Here is a 17,770-nt window from a genome sequence, read left to right as displayed (position 1 = left end):
TAAATCCAACAAACAACGGATGCCTCAACATTTAGTAACTAATTTTTCCGCATACATTTCCCGGCAGCAATTATTCGATCCTGCGCAAAAGATACTCCTTGCCGTTAGTGGAGGAGTTGATTCCATTGTGATGGCCTGGTTGTTTAAGCAAGCCGGTTATCAGGCAGGGATTGCCCATTGTAATTTTCAGCTCCGTGGAGCAGAGTCTGAGCGGGACGAAGCATTTGTAAAACAGATGGCAGCCAGCCTGGAATTGCCACTGCACACTATACGGTTTGATACCAACGCATACGTGGCCGAAAATCGTGTAGCCATTCAGGTGGCCGCAAGGGAACTGCGCTATGCCTGGCTGGAACAGGTGCGTACGGCAGAAGGTTATGCTTTTATCGCCACCGCACATCATATGCAGGACAGCGTCGAAACTGCCCTGATGAACTTTACCAAAGGTACAGGCATCGCCGGTTTGCACGGGATCCTTCCCAGGCAGGAACATCTTATCCGACCTTTGTTATTTACAGAGAAAGATACCCTGATAGCTTATGCGGCCATGCATAATATCGCCTACGTGGAAGACAGTTCCAATATAACGGATAAGTATACACGTAACTACTACCGTCACCAGGTCATCCCGCGGTTGCAGGAAGCTTTTCCGGGTGCGGTGAAAAATATGGCCGCCACCATTGAGCGGATGAAAGAAGCCGAAATCCTTTACCAGGAAGCATTGGATAAGCATCGTAAACGGCTGCTTTTCCAGGAAGATAATACCTGGAAGGTGCCGGTATTGAAGCTGCAGAAAAGTATACCATTACAAACCATTGCCTGGGAACTGTTTCGTGTATTTGGCTGTTCTTCTGCGCAAACAGAACAGGTGCTGTCTTTGTTGGACAGCGAATCCGGCAGATACGTAGAAACCGCTACCCATCGCATTATCCGCAATCGCCAATGGCTACTCATTACGCCGCTGGCCACCGTTGATGCGCCATTGGTAGTGATTGAACCGGAACAGGCACATATCCATTTCAGCGGAGGACAATTACATCTGCGCAAGCAGGAGAGAGGCACGAGTGCTATTCCTACCGCTGCAGAAACAGCCTGGCTGGATGCCGCCCAGGTAAGCTATCCGCTGATCCTGAGAAAATGGAAACAGGGCGATTATTTTTATCCGCTGGGCATGCCCAAGAAGAAAAAGGTAAGCAGGTTCCTGATAGATCAGAAACTATCATTGCCACAGAAAGAAAATGTATGGGTGCTGGAATCTAACAAACGTATTGTGTGGGTAGTAGGAATGAGGGTAGACGACCGGGTGAAAATAACCCCTAAAACAAAAGAAGTATTGAGCGTAGAATTTGTTAAATAAGGAAGATGGATTTAGTTACTTCTTCCGTAACTAAATCCATCAACATATTATCTTACAAACTGGGAACGATGCATCAGCATATAAATAAAATCAGTACCTAATTCAGGATGAAACAACAGTGGGAATACAACACCGAACAAGGCGCCCCACAGATGCGCATCGTGGTTGATATTTCCTCCTCCTTTCCGGGACATATAAGCGGATATACCCAGAAATAAAATACCATAAACAACTGCAGGCATTTTAAGCGCGAAGAATAAATAAATAGAAGCCCACGGATTAACAATAATCGCAGTAAATACGATCGCAGAAATAGCCCCGGAAGCCCCCAGCGAAGAGTAATCCGAATTGTTGCGATTCTTGATATAAGAAGGTATATTGGCGACTACAATTCCCAGGATATAATACAATACATACACGAGTTTGTTATGAAATAAACTCGTAAAAACATCTTCTATAAATCTGCCAAAAAACCATAGGGTCAGCATGTTGAACAGCAGGTGCTGAAAATCGGCATGCACGAAGCCAGAAGTGACAAAGCGGTAATACTGTTTGTACCGCTTTACCATATATGGTTGCAGACTTAGTTTATTCAACTGATCGTAGTTCTGTAGGGCCGTGTAGGAAATAAGGCAGGTAATAATGATGATAACTAGGCTAATAGAGAATGTCATATAAGCGGGTTGTTATTTGAATAATAAATGTAGTTATTGATGGTGATATTTCTCCCTGTTTAAAACGGTATAGGCACGATACAATTGTTCCGTGAAAATAAGCCGTACCAGCTGATGGGGAAAGGTAAGGGGAGACAAAGACATTTGTAACTGCGCCCTTTGCAGCAAGGTGGCATCAATGCCAAAAGCACCACCTATCAATATAATCAGCTGCCTCGTGCCCGCATTGTTGCGCTGCTGTAAAAAATCGGCGAATTGCACCGTGGTCATCATCTTTCCTTTTTCATCCAGCGCCAGCAAAAAGTCGGTGGGCTGCAACATATCCATGATGATTTTGGCCTCCTGCTTTTTCAGTTCAGGTACAGATAAACTGGCGGCCTGTTTCACAGTAGGAATCAGTTTTACCTCAAAATCCACGTAATGCTGCAGTCTTTTTTGAAAAACCGCAATGCCATCCCTGATGTAGGGATCATGTTCCTTTCCTATGCTCCAGAGTTGAATTTTCACTTCTTGTAATAATTAATCAATTGTTGTAAAAGTAAGTGTAAATCAGAAGATTGCAGCGTTTTTTTTAGTAAGTATTTGGCATTTTCGAAAAAACGTATAACTTTGGAATACAATGATATTTTATTGGCTCCGTAGCTCAATTGAATAGAGCATCTGACTACGGATCAGAAGGTTTCAGGTTTGAATCCTGACGGGGTCACAAAAGGACAAGGCAGATTTTTTCTCCTTGTCCTTTTTTTGTCCATCCCGAAGTGAAATAAAGCAAGCCGCCAGGTTTGTGTGAAGAAGCTCCCGATTCCCGCTTAAAACTGACTTTCCGGTATGTATTCGTATAGACCATGCCGTTATTCTTTTCTTGTATCCTGTTGGCTTCGCACGTATGCCCGTGAGAAGCAAGAAAACATCGAAATGTGCAAACTTATTGGTAGCATTCTGCCAATCCATGATCTATTTTTACACAAGAGCTGCACCAATATATTGTTAGCACAACTTGTTTAAGACAATGTTGTCACCCAGACACCCCGTGAATTAGTATTGATGCAGCTTTTATCAAAATACTATTAATAAACCCAGGTAACAACCCTTTTTTCTTAGCGTTATGAATACCACTATTGATGTTGTACAGGATAACAGTTCATTGCATTGAGCTGGGTACTGACTGATTAGCACATGTAAGTTGATGAGAAAAATATTTAATTCAGATAACAATCATTTCTGTTACTGACAACGGTATTTTCATGGTTGTATTTTTCCAGCGGAAGATGGGAACAGCATGTTTTGTAGTGGCGCCCCTGCCTATTGTTATATAGTCACTTTTTAAGGAAAAAAATGCATTTAAGATGACCTCATTTTTCAGGGAACTGTTTGAATCTAAAAGTAATGGTCCGCAGATCACAAAGCTATTGCTCGATGAATTAGAAGTCCCGGTAACCCTTGGAACGCTTACCCGGGAGCTTGAAACACATCCGAATTATAACAGTTTGTTAAGCATCAGTGATGTGCTGAACCAGTTCGGTGTTGATAATCTGACCGCCCGGTTTGAAGGTGATAAGTTGTTTGCTTTACCTACACCGTTTATCACTCAACTGAGAGGGCTGAACAAGCCATTCGACTATTTTTCAATCGTGAAGGGAATTGAAGAAGAGCGGATACATTATTATGATCCGATAAGCCTTAAATGGACATATAGCAGCAAAGATGATTTTTTGAAGCGGCATAAGGGTGTAGCTCTTTTGGCAGAAGTCGGGGAGCATGCAGGGGAGAAGGACTTCGATATAAAATCAGGAAAAGAAAAAAAGGAAAGAACGTTGACACAGTTGGGGATAATGATTTTCCCCATGCTATTATTGATGACCGCTATTACAGGCTGGAAGCAATATGGAACTGCTATACTTCCTTCGCTGTTGTATGCCTTGTTGTGCCTTTCCGGTGCCATGGTTGGTTTCTTATTGCTTTGGTACGAACTGGACCAACACAATCCCGCGTTGCAGCAAATATGTAGTGCCGGTAAAAAAACGAACTGTGGTGCTATTCTTCAATCCGGTGCAGCAAAGGTAGTTGGCGTCAGCTGGAGTGTTATCGGCTTTACCTATTTTACGGGTAGCCTGCTGCTGATGCAGTTTGCCGGGTTTAACAGTCCGCTGGTATTATTTACGTTGAGCTTACTGAGCTTGCTGGCGCTTCCATACACTATTTTCTCCATCTATTACCAAATGCGTGTAGCCCGTCAGTGGTGTGTTCTTTGTCTTTTTGTGCAGGCAATACTGGTGTTGCAGTTTGTAACGCTTTTGATCACGGGGCGAATAAATCTGCTGGCTTCAGCTTCTGTTGATGTGGCGTGGCTGCCTTCAATCATAACAGCCTATCTGTTGCCAATTACGCTGTCGGCAGTGCTGTTGCCTGTCTTTAAAAAGGCTAAAGAAGGCCGTGAAAATATGATTCGCCTGCAGCAGATAAAACACAATCCTCAAATATTTGAGGCATTGCTTGCCAAACAAAAAAAGATTTCCGTTCCCGAACCAGGCATGGGTATCACGCTTGGTAATCCTGCTGCGATTCATAAAATTATTAAGGTGTGCAGTCCTTATTGCGGGCCCTGTGCTAAGGCACATGCACCAATGGAAGCGCTGCTTGAAAATAATGCCGATATACAGATACAAATAATTTTCACCGCCAGCAATAGCGGAGAAGATAGAGCTGCCGCTCCTGCAAAACATCTGCTGGCCATAGCAGATCAGCATATGAATAACGACATTATCATAAAGCAGGCATTGGATGATTGGTACCTCGCAAAGGACAAGGATTACGGGCGGTTTGCGGCAAAGTATCCCATGAATGGAGCCCTCAAAGAACAGGATGGGAAGATTGATGCCATGTCGCAATGGTGCGAGGGAGCTGGTATTGGTTTTACCCCCACTTTTTTTATCAACGGCTACCAGATGCCGGATATTTATACGGTAGCTGATTTAAAATATTTTCTTACAGTGTAGGCAACTGTGAGAAAATGCAGGGACGCCTGCTGTTGCTGCGATAAAGCGGTTACAGACCCTGTTATTGCTCATGCCGGTTACAGTGTACAATGCAACCGCCTGGGGAAAGCCCGGCTTTTCAGGCTATCATTTGAAAAGCAAAGTGTATCCATTTTTCAAACAAAAAAGGTATTAAATGAAAAAATTAAAATTAAAAGTGCTGGAACTGGGTGCCACAGAAGTGCTTACCAGAGATCAGTTAAAGAATGTACTGGGTGGAGATGGAAGTACTTTCAATGATGGACATTGTAAAACAGGAACCTGCAGACTTTATGTGCCGGATTTAGGAATAGAAGTTGACGGTAGCTGTAAGGATTTCCACGAAGGTGGTACAATACGTTGCTCCTGTGTTAACGGAAGCTATCAGACTAATCCAAGTAGCTGGAGCGTTTGTAATCTCTAGTCCTTCACATCAATTTTCCGGGAAGGGCCTTGATATTTCAAGGTCCTTCCCCCTTGAAATATGAATTGCAAATATACAAGCTTCGAAATGAGATACCCGCAACTGCTATGCATCCTGTATTTGTTTATTTGTTTGTCCTGTAGGCCCGGGACGCATGCAAATCAGTACAATGTGTCGGGCCGGATTACCGGATTGAAAGGTTCGAAAATTTATATTCAGACACGCACAGACAGTGGCATGAGCTGGATAGACTCTTCGTTAATAGAAAACGAAAGCTTTGAACTAACCGGCACTATTGATGAACCCTGTAGTATCAACCTGTTTTTCACAAATCTTGCAGGGAAGAATGAGCCCCTATGCAATTCTTTCTATTTGGAAAACAGGAGAATTACGCTCAGCGGAGATATCAGGCAACGTGCAAATATTCGGCTTACCGGAGCTTTGGAAAACGAAATACGAAAAAAAATAGATGCCGCAACAGGCTATCCGGCACGCTATATTGAACTCCGGAACCTGTTTTACAGGGCAGAGGTACGTAATCAACCGCTACCCATGGATTCAGTAGATAGCTGGCAGCTTACTTTAAAAATGCTGGAAAAAGCACACAATGAGAGCATTCGGAGAGCTGTAAAGGAGAATGCCGGCAGCTATGCCGCGCTGCATACTATCCTGCAAAATGTTTCCATATTTACAACGGATGAACTGAAAGCGCTTAGTCCTTTGTTTAGTAACCTGCAGCCGGGGCCTTCTTATCAAAAGCTGATGGCCATTATTGATCTGAAACCCGACGTATCTACTGGTCATGCCTTCCGGGATTTTACCTTATCGGACTCTCTGGGCCGGACTTATTCACTGTCATCCTTTCCCGGCAAATGGCTGCTGATAGATTTCTGGGCAAGTTGGTGCGGACCTTGCAGAAAACAAATTCCCGCATTGAAACAGTTATACACAAACCGAAAAACGGATGGATTAACGGTTGTCAGTATTTCGATCGACAGGAATATCGGTGACTGGAAATCGGCATTGCAACAGGAACAAATGCCATGGACAAACCTGCTAACACCCAATGAAGACTGGGCCGAGAAAAACTATCTGATTACGGCAATCCCGAGTAATATCTTACTGGATAGTACCAGGAAGATTGTCGCGAAGGACATTTCTATAACGGAAATAGAGAACATCTTACGAAATAGCAAGGTACAGTCCCGTTAATAATATATCCCCGTTTTATGACCAATTTTAAACCTGTCAAAACCATCATCGTTAATTTAAAACACCGGACAGACCGCAGGGAGCATATTATCAAAGAGTTTGAAGGACGTACGGAATTTGAAACGATAATAGTAAATGCTATTACTGATACCCGCGGGGCAAGAGGACTTTGGCAAACCTTACAACATATCATTAAAGAATATACTGCGGAAGAGGAATATATTATCGTTTGCGAAGATGATCATCGCTTCACAAGTCACTATAGTGGCGAGTTGTTTCCAGGGATAATTGCGGAGGCGATACAGAACGGTGCAGATGTGCTAAGTGGCGGAGTTAGCTGGCTTAACAGCGCAGTACGGGTAAGCCCCAATATTTACTGGACAGACAAATTTTCCGGCCTGCAGTTTACCGTTATCTTTAAAAAAGCTTATTCTAAAATACTAAATGCTCACTTTTCAGAAACAGATGTAGCCGATTTCAAAATATGTGCTGTTACCACCAATAAATATTTTATCTGCCCATTTATTTCTAATCAAAAAGAGTTTGGCTATTCGGACGTTACATTTAAAAATAATGGCTGGGGAAAGGTAGACGAATTGTTTAAGAAAAGCGAGGCAAATATCTCCAATCTGAGCACTGTTGCTGAATTCTATTCAAGGATAGAAAAGCAACAGGTATCGGAGGATGTTATAGCCACGGTTTGCATCAGCACCTACATTACTGGAACAGATAGCAGCAGTATGGAAGAATATATCAAAACAAATTTTGCTAACAAGCCGGAACTAATTCCCGTTATTCTGCATACTGATAACAAACAACAGGGGAATGATCTGCTATCTGTCACGCTATTAAAGGAAGTAGCGGCAAAGGCAATCGCAGATGATGAAGATGTAGTAATTGTTTGTGATGAATTACATCGGTTTACCCCATCTTTTTCCACTCATTACCTGATCAGGAATATCATTGAGGCATTTGAGCAAGGTGCTGAGATACTTTTCGGTGGTGCACAGGATGTTGGACTGGTAGTACCGGTTTCCCCAGATAGATGCTGGGTGGGTACCGTTAAAGCGCCTCATTTTATGATTATGTTCAGATCGGCTTGTTTGAAAATATTAGAAGTTGAAGATGATATTATTATTGATGCCGGAGATAACATATTGTCGATGTGCAGTAATAAAATGATACTCTGCCCCTTTGTTTCGAAAGGTGACCAGGAGGCAGAGCAGAGATTGTCGGTTATCAGAAACCGGTATGAGCAGCAACAGATAATTAACTAACGTTATGAACAGCGGAGTAACGAATACCGGGATCCTCCGGTTGATTGCCGACATCCGGCAGCTTAGTTGTAATGTCGTTTGTCAGGATGGATATTTGTTGGTTTATCGGGACAGTAATCACCCTGGCACATGTGTTTGTTTGATTTATGATGTGGAATTACTGACATGCAATATTGATCTTAATTATCCGATGCATTTCATTGTTTTGGGCAATAACATTCGGTTAACTGATTGGGGAGTTCCTGCGGAAATGATCACATGGTATCCTTTTTCGGAAGAATGTAATGGGGTGAATATTAAACCGGAGTCGCAGCAGGTCAAAAAGATATTTTATGTTCTGGAGAATGTTGCGGATGATCCCCATCTCAGCATTACTTTATCTGTGCTAAAGGCATTTAATTGTCTATTGCATCTCAGATTTTGTTTTGTTGTTCCGGAGGCCGCAATAGATAAACTGACATCTGTTGCGAATGAGCATATTACTTTCATCAGGCATACAGACGACTATTTGCCGCATTTATCGGAATGCCGGTTATGGGTTGCTTCCGGAAGAACAGCAGTAAAGGCATTGTTATCTGGTATACCTGTGATTGCAGCTGGTAACTATGGTTTCGGAGGGTTGATTACAGAAGATAATCTGCCTTCTTTTATTTCGTCTCATTTTCTTGGCAGACCGGGAGGAAATCCGGGTGATAGAATTTCGACGGTTAGCCTTGTCCAGGAAGTGATKTATGCACTTGAAATAATGGATACCGCCGAAATGGAATATCTGCTGAACATTTCTGCAGATAACAGGAGAAGACTGGAAAATTATTGCAGGGATACCGTTTTTACTTTAATTCGGCAACTGCTTGCTGAAAAGGATTTGCTGGGTGAATATATTGATGATGATGTGTTATTCCTACAACTTAAACCGGTAACATCCCGGTCAATCTACATCGATAAAAGAGAGGAATCTTCTGGCCTGATTTATTGGCTACGAAATGTCAACACCAATAAAGTATTGGCCGTAGTTGGTGATGATGAGATGAAAATTATTTTTCAGTGCAATGGCTGTAGTTGTGTGCAGGAAATAGCCATCAATGTGGGTGAAGAATATGATCGGGAAGACTGTGCCGCGTTTGTCAGGTCTCTGTGGAAATTACGTGTCCTTGTTTTAAACATATAATGGAGGATAAGATTTTATATGAAATTTTTTAACCTGGATTTACATGCATCGGTAATAAAAGATCTGACGGATATTTTTGAAAGAATTGGTCATAACGTGAATCATTGGTCTATCTCTTCTCATGCATGGGTGCATGGTGAAGCAACCAGGGACGTGGAGGTTGTAAATCAATACACATGGAGGCATCTGAATGAGCATATGTGCGAGCGGTTTTATCAGCGTTACAGGGAGCTGCTTTCCGAATATGACGGATTTATTGTAACACATACACCTGCGTTTGCATTGCTGTATCAAAGGTTTAACAAGCCTGTGATAGTGGTAGCTTCCACGAGATATGAAGCTCCATTTTCTTTGAGTAAACGGAATTGGGAGTGGCTGAACAGCAGTCTGCGGGAGTTAAGTGAGCGTAAGCTTATTTGCAGGGTTGCCAATAATAAATATGATCAACAATATTGTGAGTTATTTACTGGGCTCTCCTGGCGGCATATACCCAGCCTCTGTCACTACTTTGGCGAGAAATGGAATCCTGTCACTGGTACTTTTTTGGTTGACAGCAAAATTTTCCCTGCACGTTTGCGGAGTGTTAACTTCGTATTTAAAAAATCTCTTGGCCGTTTTAGCTGGTCTGATCTGATTAAATACGCGGGGATTATCGTGATCCCCTATAATGTTTCGGTGATGTCAGTATTTGAGTATTACCAGGCAGCTATACCCTTGTTTTTTCCATCGAAAGAATTCTGTATGGAGCTGTATAGCAACTTTTCCGGCGAAGGCGTGCTTTCAGAACTTTCCTGGCTGCAGGTGTATGGCGTCAACGGAGGGTCCGTATTGTATACGGGGCCAAACGATCCCAACGATTATGGGAATAGGAGCGTTATGGAGCAGTGGATAAATTATAGTGACTGGTATGATAGTGAATGGATGCCACATATAACTTATTTCAATTCATTTTCTGAACTGGAAGAGCAGATCCGATCGGCGGACCTGCAAAGTATTTCAGATAAGATGCGCAGACATAATGTGACACGAAAAATAAAAATTGAAACGCTATGGAGTCAGCAGCTAAATACCCTGATAAGCAATTAATGGATAAGAGGTGGCACGTAACATTGATTTCTTCTTCCACACTCTTGAATGGAGATGAAATTGAGATGAATACGCAATTTGATAGAAAGAACGAGTTTCTATTAAATAATAGTTACCCGGACGTATGTGATCTTAGTTGGCCTGTATTGCGTATGCTGACCTTACAGGCAAAGAAGGAAAATAATGACCTGATGATTTTATGTAGTACAGATCACCGTTTTTCCAATAACTATACGGCAGACTATTTAAGGACGTGTATTGCTGCCGCAGAAGAGAAAGGCGCAGACGTGCTGTTGGGCGCCGTTAACTGGTTTGAATCAGCTATACAAATAGATAATCATCTTTTTTGGTTGGATAAATTCAGTGGTATCCAGTTTATAATTTTATTCAGGAAATTTTACAATACGCTGCTGGGTTTAGATAATGAAGGAGTAGGGCTAGAGCCTGAATATTTATTGTCTTCAGCCACAGCCAATAAATTCCTGATATATCCTTTCGTTTCGGAGGTAACCGCAAAAGTAGCCAGATCCAATGCCTTGTCGGAAGAAAATATTTTCTATGCAGATCCCGCTGATCAGCTTGAATTGCTGCGGMGTGTAAAAACTTATTATTCATCGCGAAAAGATCCTGCAAATTATGGAGTTTAACAATGTTGTGCTGCCCGCTTATGTTATCAATTTGAAGGAAAGGACAGAAAGGTATCGACATATTCAGGAACAGTTTTCGGGAAGAAATGAGTTTGACCTACGTATTATCGAAGCCTGCAAAGCAGAATGTGGCAATGTGGGGCTTTGGAATAGCATGCGAGGTGTGATCGAACGCGCCGTACAGGAGGAAGATGACGTTGTTCTCTTATGTGAGGATGATCATACTTTCACATCCTTTTACAACAGGGATTTTTTATTCAGGAATATACTGGAGGCCAGCCTGCAGGGAGCAGAATTGCTGAGTGGCGGAATCGGCGGATTTAACCATGCTGTGCCTCTTAGTGAGAACAGGTATTGGGTGGACGCCTATTGGTGCAATCAATTCCTGGTGCTCTATAAACCAATATTCTCAAAAATACTGGGGGTGGTATTTCAACCTCCTGATACCGTAGACGGTATGCTTTCTGAGATAACGAGTCATAAGATGGTAATGTATCCCTTTGTTTCCGTTCAGATAGATTTTGGATACTCAGATGTCACCGAAAGAAATAATAATGAAAGGGGGTTGATTAATGAATATTTCAGGGATACATCTGAGCGATTGGGAAAGTATAAAGAGGTGTACCATCGTTATCTGGTCAAATGAGTATTTCGTTTTAGTTAAAAGCACTGGTATGAAAAAGATTATTTCATTCTCTTTATGGGGCAATAAACCCATGTATTGGGTGGGGGCACTAAGAAATATTGATCTGGCAAAAGTGCTTTACCCCGGATGGACCTGCCGTTTTTATGTTGATCGTTCTTCTCCGCCTGAGTTGATCAAAACTATCAGCGATGCTGATTGTGAAATGATCCTGGTGGATCCTGTTGAAACCTTTGCCGGTTTGTTCTGGCGGTTTTATGCAGCAGACTATGCTGATGTGATGATTTGCCGAGATACCGATTCAAGACTGTCTGAGCGGGAAGTTGAAGCGGTTAACCGCTGGTTGGATACTGATCATAATTTTCACATCATGAGGGATCATCCCCAACACCATGCGCTAATTATGGGGGGGATGTGGGGATGCAGAAATATGGCTGGCATGAGAACGTTGATAGATCTGTTTCCTTATAAAAACGCGAAGGGTACTGATCAGCTTTTTTTAGCCAGGGTGATTTATCCGCAGGTCAGCAAAGTTGCAATGATACATGACAGTTATAATCTTTTTGGAGATGGGATTGATTTTCCGGGTTCGCGCCTGCATGACGAATTTGTAGGAAAAGTATTTGATCAACATGACGCTCCGATGTAATTCACAGGTACTAAACTGAATTCGATATATGAAAATAAAAGTTCGGGTTACCTGCTTTTGGGAAAGCGATGAAAAGTACCTGGATACCATAAAATTGTATGGAATGGGAAGGCTACAGTGGAAGAATGTAGAATTTGTTGCGGACGAAAGCTATGACAAACTGGTTATTCTGACAAGGCCTTATAAAGACCATCCTGCATATGAAAATAGCAAAGCAATAATATTTCTGACGGAGCCACCGGCTTCATCAAACAGGCAGGATAACCCATATGTACGAACAGAAGCCATGTATCTCCCGTTGCCCTTTTGGCCTGCGAAGATACCAGGTGCTGTCAGGAATGGGGGAGATGGAACTCCCGTCAGGAAAACAAAACTGCTTTCATGTATCACCAGCGATCTGAATTTTATGGAGGGTCATTTTTACAGGCTCAGGATGGTGGATATCCTTGACCAGCTCATTGATGACGGCCTGGATATATGGGGAAGGCGATATGGCAGTCATTTCTTTGATAGATTGGCAAAATACAGAGGGGAGATAGTACAGAAGTATGATGGACTTTGGGATTATAAATATCATTTCATTAGCGAAAACTCTTTTGAAAATGGATATTTCACCGAGAAAATTGTGGATCCATTAGTGGCCGAGACGTTGTGCTTTTATGATGGATGTAAAGATCTGGAGCGATTCATAGATGAAAGGGCATTTGTGAGGGTGAATGTGAAAGAGCCTATGGAGGCCGCCGGTTTACTCATAGAAATGATCCAGAATAACGAATATGCCAGAAGAATCAGGTTTATACGACAACAAAAGAAAAGGTTGCTGACCGATCTAAACCCCCTAAACATGATCTGGATGGCCGTTAATGACAAAGATGTGCTAAAAGCGTGTTTGCTGTAATTTTTTATCTATAATTCAACAGAAGAATGAGTTTCCTCTTTTATAAACAGCTTAATGCGATGGACTGTGGGCCTACGTGTTTGAGAATGGTAGCGAGACATTATGGCCGGCATTACAACGCTGACACGATTCGTCAAAAGACAGGCTTTAACAGGCAGGGTGTTTCTTTGTTGGGGATTAGTGAAACGGCAGAAAAAATGGGATTTAGAACAAGAGGGGTTCAAATTACTCACGACAAACTACTTACTACTGCACAGCCTTCCATACTACATTGGGACCAGAACCATTTCGTAGTGTTGGTGTCGATGAATAAAAAAAGAGTGAAAATTGCAGACCCGGCAAAGGGTATTATTATTTATTCATCCAAAGAGTTTTTATCCCATTGGGTATCTAATAAAAAGAATGCGACAGAAAATGCCGGTACAGTTTTGTTATTGGAACCATCTGCTTCATTTTATGAAGAGTCCGGTGAAAAGGAAAGTAAGCTGGACTGGAGTATGATAACCCGTTACCTGCGACATAGTAAGGGGTCAATTGTACAGGTATTTGTATCTCTGCTTGTTGGGTCATTATTGCAATTAATCCTTCCGTTCCTCACGCAAAGCATGGTAGATACGGGGATAAGCGCCCGTAATATGCAGTATATCACCATCGTGCTTATCGCACAACTTACGCTGACTTTCAGCAGTACTGTAGTAGAATTTATCAGAAGCAGGTTACAGTTAAGAATCTCCAATACCGTTAATATTTCTATTCTCTCCGATTTCTGGATAAAATTAACCCGGCTACCATTAGCTTATTTTGATGCGCATCACACCGGTGATACAATTCAACGTATTGGCGACAATAAGCAAATTCAGTCTTTTTTAACGGGACAGGCCCTGGGCACCATTTTTTCCATTGTTAATTTTTTTATCTACGCGATTATCCTCATGCTTTACAGCATGCCTCTTTTCCTGATTTTTTCTGTAGGAAACATCCTGTATTTCTTTTGGATCCGTTTGTTTATGAGAATTCGCAGAAAAATAAACTATGAGTCTTTTCATATTTCGGCCAAAGAGAATAATGCTACGCTGCAACTTGTGCAGGGAATGCAGGAAATAAGATTAAATAATGCAGAACAACGCAAAAGGTGGGAATGGGAAGATATACAGGCGAGAATTTTTAAACTTAATTTCAGAAATCTCAACTACGGACAATGGCAATCTGCCGGTGCACTATTTATCAACCAGGGGAAGGATATAATAATAAGCTTTATGGTGGCCCAGCTGGTGGTACAGGGGCAGCTGACTTTCGGTGCCATGATCGCCATTCAGTATATCATTGGCCAGTTAAGTGGCCCTGTGCTGCAATTTATCGGGCTGTCTCAGAGCATTCAGGATGCTAAAATAAGTATGGAAAGACTTAATGAAGTACATAACATGGAAGATGAAGAACCGGTTACTAAAACGTTTATTTCGGGCCTGCCGGAAAAACATGACATCACCATCAGTAATTTATCTTTTACCTACCCCTCCGCAGGAAGCGACCCTGTGCTGAAGGAAATAAACCTGACAATTCCGGAAGGCAAAGTGACAGCAGTTGTGGGTGCCAGCGGTAGTGGCAAAACTACGCTGATCAAGTTGTTGTTGAAGATATATGAACAATATCAGGGGGAAATAAAGGTGGGGGAAAATAATTTCAAATATATCAGCCCTTCTTTCTGGCGGAAGCAGTGTGGTGCAGTTTTACAGGATGGCTATATTTTTAATGACACCATTGCGGGTAATATCGCCGTAGGCGATGAGTATGTTGATCACCAAAAATTGATCACCAGCTGTAAGACCGCAAATATTCTTTCGTTTATAGAAACACTTCCTAATGGGTTCAATACCATTTTGGGGGCAGAAGGAATCGGTATCAGCCAGGGGCAGCGCCAGCGTTTGCAGATTGCCCGCGCAGTATATAAAAACCCTCAGTACCTCTTCTTTGACGAAGCTACCAATGCGCTGGATGCCAGCAATGAAAAGTGTATCGTCGAAAATTTACAGCATTTTTTCTACAAAAGGACAGTGATTGTAGTAGCGCATCGCCTGAGCACTGTTAAAAATGCGCATAAAATAGTAGTGTTGGATAATGGCAGGATAGTAGAAGAGGGGACCCATGCTTCTTTAAGCGAAAAAAAAGGTAAATATTATGAACTGGTCAAGAATCAATTGGAATTTGGGATGTAATTAAAAGATTAACTATGGTAAACGAAATCGTGAACAACCATCAGGAAGTATCATTTCTCCCCGAAACTGAAATGATATACCAGCGTTCTGAAATGGCGCAGGAGGTTATCAGCCAGAAACAGKGGTTCCTGGAAAGGGGCGCCTTATATGTATTTTTGATCATCCTGATTATTTTATTCTCTCTTGCCTGGTTTATAAAATATCCGGATATTATTGAAGCCCATGCCATACTAACTGCTACAAACACGCCTAAGGAAATAATTGTTAAACAGGAGGGGCGGTTGATAAAGCTGACAACCTGTAACTGGAAGAAGGTAGCGAAAAATGAGGTGCTTGGATTTATCGAAAGCAATGCTAATCCTAAGGATATTTTGTTGCTGTCGTCGCAGGTTGATAGTAGCATTGCATTACTCAATAAGGGGCAGTATAAAAAGGTAGTTCACTGTTTCCCGGGGCACTACGATAACCTGGGAGAACTTCAGTCTTCTTACAAGGAGTTCATCATTGCCCTGCAACAGTTCGACGATTATATTGTGAATGGCTTCTATACCAGGAAAGCCGGAAGGTTAAAAGAAGATCTGGTAACGCTGGATATGACCAGGGGAACAATTCAACAGCAATTGCAGCTGACAGAGCAGGATTTGAAACTTGCTGAGGAAAGTTATAACATGAGTCAGGAATTGCTTGAAGGAAAAGTGATCGCTAAAGAAGAGTTCAGGAATGAGAAAAGCAAGTTTTTCAGTAAGAAAATGACAATCCCGCAACTGGAAGCTTCATTGCTTGCCAATACCACTCAGAAAAGAGACAGATTAAATGATATATCTCAGCTGGAGCACGATCTTTCACAACAGGAAACCTTGTTCCAGCAGTCGCTGCAAGCTTTGAAGTTTGCTGTGGACGAGTGGAAAAGAAAATATGTCATCATAGCGCCCGTTGAAGGAGAAGTTGTATTGAACGTTCCTTTGCAGGAAAATCAGTATTTCCTGCAAGGGAAAGCAATAGGATATATTGATCCGGGCGGCAGCCACTACTTTGCAGAGCTGAACCTGCCGCAGGCTAATCTGGGAAAAGTAGATACAGGGCTGCAGGTGCAGTTGAGGTTCGAAGCTTATCCATACCAGGAAATGGGCTTTGTGCAGGGAACCATCAATTATGTTTCGAAAATGGTATCTGATAGCGGTTTTACAGCTACGCTGAGATTAGACAGGGGACTTGTAACTAGCAACAACAAGCCTGTAATTTACAAGACGGGACTAAGGGCACAGGCGATTGTGATTACCAGGAATACAAGTTTATTGGAGCGGCTAGTCAACAATACTATTAAACTAACTTCCGTAGGATCCAAATGATCCCTGCTCCGTATCTAATATATCAGGTTTGAAATTCAATCTGCCAATGCGTTATTTAATAATATAAATTATTTATATATTATAGGTATTGCACAATGGCGTGTAATCCTTTTATACCTATACCATGTATGGGAGTCGTTTTGCCGGATATTTATGTAGCGTATATACGTAGGGGATAGTAGGGCGTAAATTTTTTTTGGTTTAAATAAAAAGTTACTCCATATTTGCACTCCCAAATAGGGAAACGGCTCCGTAGCTCAACTGAATAGAGCATTTGACTACGAATCAAAAGGTTTCTGGTTTGAATCCAGACGGAGTCACAAAAAGTATAAAAAAGCCTTCCTGTTATGTACAGGAAGGCTTTTTTTATGGAGCGTAATTTTTCAGTTTTTCTTCACAAGCTGCACTCTTTTGTTTAGGGCCATTCCGTCTTTGGTTTCATTGGAAGCCAAAGGGGATAACGGCCTACACCACCCGCCGTTACCTGTTTTTTACTGATGCCGTATTTGCTGACCAGATCTTTTGATAAAGTCATGTTATGATTAAAGTCACCTGCATTGTTTGTGTGGTCTACTATATAAACATTGGTAGCCATATTCTCTTTGAGAAATTTGACGATTTTTTTAAGGGTATCGAAATAGATCCCGTAGAAAATTACTTTTCCTTCTGTTTTTGTATTGCTTTTATCTCTGCGGCTCCCGTTATACATATACAGGATGACTGTTTAAATAACGTATATACGTTGCCGATAGCCTCAAAAAAAAGTGAGATTTTTTTTGTTAAGTTTAAAACAAATCCTACGTTTGCACTCCCAAACAGGGAAATGGCTCCGTAGCTCAACTGAATAGAGCATTTGACTACGAATCAAAAGGTTTCTGGTTTGAATCCAGACGGAGTCACCACAACAAGGTTTCAGCATTTGCTGAGACCTTTTTTTATGTATTTAAATGAAGGCAAACACCCAATCGGAGAAATGTTATTTTAATTGGTCATGGCGCCCGTTAAATACCGGATCAAGTTGAAAACCTGGGGGATCGCATAAATTTTAAGCATAGAGTTTAGTTAATCTATAAAGGAAGAATTCAACATCCCGCACCCCTCGCAGTGCATTTCTAAAGGATTTTACTTTGGCATTAAAAGACTCTGCAGCGGCGTTGGT

Annotated in this window: 16 protein-coding genes and 3 tRNA genes; 16 read left to right on the top strand and 3 right to left on the bottom strand. The window is 41.9% G+C overall.

What is annotated here, in order from left to right; all coding sequences use genetic code 11:
• Positions 1-19 precede the first annotated feature (19 nt).
• A complete protein-coding gene (tilS, locus tag AC1DCV_RS35250) occupies positions 20-1,357 on the top strand; it encodes a tRNA lysidine(34) synthetase TilS (protein WP_477027591.1) in 1,338 nt (445 codons plus the stop codon).
• A 47-nt stretch (positions 1,358-1,404) separates the two neighbouring features.
• Here tilS and AC1DCV_RS35245 read toward each other — a convergent pair whose 3' ends face one another.
• Together AC1DCV_RS35245 and AC1DCV_RS35240 are read right to left on the bottom strand one after the other, a co-directional pair.
• Positions 1,405-2,031 carry a rhomboid family intramembrane serine protease gene (locus AC1DCV_RS35245; RefSeq protein ID WP_477027590.1) on the bottom strand — a complete coding sequence of 209 codons (627 nt, stop codon included), beginning with the start codon at positions 2,029-2,031 and terminating at the stop codon, positions 1,405-1,407.
• 33 nt (positions 2,032-2,064) lie between these two features.
• The gene (locus AC1DCV_RS35240) at positions 2,065-2,538 is read right to left on the bottom strand and encodes a 23S rRNA (pseudouridine(1915)-N(3))-methyltransferase RlmH (protein WP_441578420.1); all 474 of its coding nucleotides are present in this window, start codon (positions 2,536-2,538) and stop codon (positions 2,065-2,067) included.
• 125 nt (positions 2,539-2,663) lie between these two features.
• Between AC1DCV_RS35240 and AC1DCV_RS35235 the strand changes: the two genes are divergently transcribed.
• The 14 genes from AC1DCV_RS35235 to AC1DCV_RS35170 all read left to right on the top strand — a co-directional run bounded on the left by AC1DCV_RS35235 (position 2,664) and on the right by AC1DCV_RS35170 (position 16,931).
• Positions 2,664-2,737 (top strand) — tRNA-Arg (locus AC1DCV_RS35235).
• Between the two features lie 640 nt (positions 2,738-3,377).
• Positions 3,378-5,027, top strand: coding sequence for a vitamin K epoxide reductase family protein (locus tag AC1DCV_RS35230; RefSeq protein ID WP_477027589.1), 1,650 nt, complete (start codon positions 3,378-3,380; stop codon positions 5,025-5,027).
• Positions 5,028-5,202: 175 nt separating this feature from the next.
• Positions 5,203-5,469 carry a hypothetical protein gene (locus AC1DCV_RS35225; protein WP_477027588.1) on the top strand — a complete coding sequence of 89 codons (267 nt, stop codon included), beginning with the start codon at positions 5,203-5,205 and terminating at the stop codon, positions 5,467-5,469.
• A 171-nt stretch (positions 5,470-5,640) separates the two neighbouring features.
• The gene (locus AC1DCV_RS35220) at positions 5,641-6,681 is read left to right on the top strand and encodes a redoxin domain-containing protein (protein ID WP_477027587.1); all 1,041 of its coding nucleotides are present in this window, start codon (positions 5,641-5,643) and stop codon (positions 6,679-6,681) included.
• Positions 6,682-6,698: 17 nt separating this feature from the next.
• On the top strand, positions 6,699-7,958 hold the full coding sequence (locus tag AC1DCV_RS35215) for a glycosyltransferase family 25 protein (protein WP_477027586.1): 1,260 nt from the start codon (positions 6,699-6,701) through the stop codon (positions 7,956-7,958).
• A 40-nt stretch (positions 7,959-7,998) separates the two neighbouring features.
• Positions 7,999-9,126, top strand: a complete 1,128-nt coding sequence (locus AC1DCV_RS35210) for a hypothetical protein (protein ID WP_477027585.1) — start codon at positions 7,999-8,001, stop codon at positions 9,124-9,126.
• 18 nt (positions 9,127-9,144) lie between these two features.
• Positions 9,145-10,212 (top strand): hypothetical protein, encoded by a 1,068-nt coding sequence (locus AC1DCV_RS35205; protein ID WP_477027584.1) that lies wholly within the window; start codon positions 9,145-9,147, stop codon positions 10,210-10,212.
• Positions 10,176-10,859: a hypothetical protein gene (locus tag AC1DCV_RS35200; RefSeq protein ID WP_477027583.1), complete on the top strand. Its 684-nt coding sequence runs from the start codon at positions 10,176-10,178 to the stop codon at positions 10,857-10,859. The genes AC1DCV_RS35205 and AC1DCV_RS35200 overlap by 37 nt, the downstream gene beginning before the upstream one ends.
• Complete coding sequence (locus AC1DCV_RS35195; RefSeq protein ID WP_477027582.1) at positions 10,849-11,505, top strand: glycosyltransferase family 25 protein; 657 nt, start codon at positions 10,849-10,851, stop codon at positions 11,503-11,505. The genes AC1DCV_RS35200 and AC1DCV_RS35195 overlap by 11 nt, the downstream gene beginning before the upstream one ends.
• 28 nt (positions 11,506-11,533) lie before the next feature.
• Positions 11,534-12,151, top strand: a complete 618-nt coding sequence (locus tag AC1DCV_RS35190) for a hypothetical protein (protein ID WP_477027581.1) — start codon at positions 11,534-11,536, stop codon at positions 12,149-12,151.
• A gap of 28 nt (positions 12,152-12,179) precedes the next feature.
• Positions 12,180-13,049: a glycosyltransferase family 10 domain-containing protein gene (locus AC1DCV_RS35185; protein WP_477027580.1), complete on the top strand. Its 870-nt coding sequence runs from the start codon at positions 12,180-12,182 to the stop codon at positions 13,047-13,049.
• A gap of 26 nt (positions 13,050-13,075) precedes the next feature.
• Positions 13,076-15,262, top strand: coding sequence for a peptidase domain-containing ABC transporter (locus tag AC1DCV_RS35180; protein WP_477027579.1), 2,187 nt, complete (start codon positions 13,076-13,078; stop codon positions 15,260-15,262).
• Between the two features lie 14 nt (positions 15,263-15,276).
• Complete coding sequence (locus AC1DCV_RS35175; RefSeq protein ID WP_477027578.1) at positions 15,277-16,611, top strand: HlyD family secretion protein; 1,335 nt, start codon at positions 15,277-15,279, stop codon at positions 16,609-16,611.
• A gap of 246 nt (positions 16,612-16,857) precedes the next feature.
• Positions 16,858-16,931 (top strand) — tRNA-Arg (locus AC1DCV_RS35170).
• 95 nt (positions 16,932-17,026) lie between these two features.
• On the opposite strand, the gene AC1DCV_RS35165 is transcribed toward AC1DCV_RS35170, so the two are convergent.
• Positions 17,027-17,320 (bottom strand): OmpA family protein, encoded by a 294-nt coding sequence (locus AC1DCV_RS35165; RefSeq protein ID WP_477027577.1) that lies wholly within the window; start codon positions 17,318-17,320, stop codon positions 17,027-17,029.
• A gap of 116 nt (positions 17,321-17,436) precedes the next feature.
• Here AC1DCV_RS35165 and AC1DCV_RS35160 point away from each other — a divergent pair.
• A tRNA-Arg gene (locus AC1DCV_RS35160) sits at positions 17,437-17,513 on the top strand.
• Positions 17,514-17,770 lie beyond the last annotated feature (257 nt).

The organism is Chitinophaga sp. 10T418, from assembly GCF_056394125.1.
This window is presented reverse-complemented; position numbering and strand designations above follow the sequence as displayed.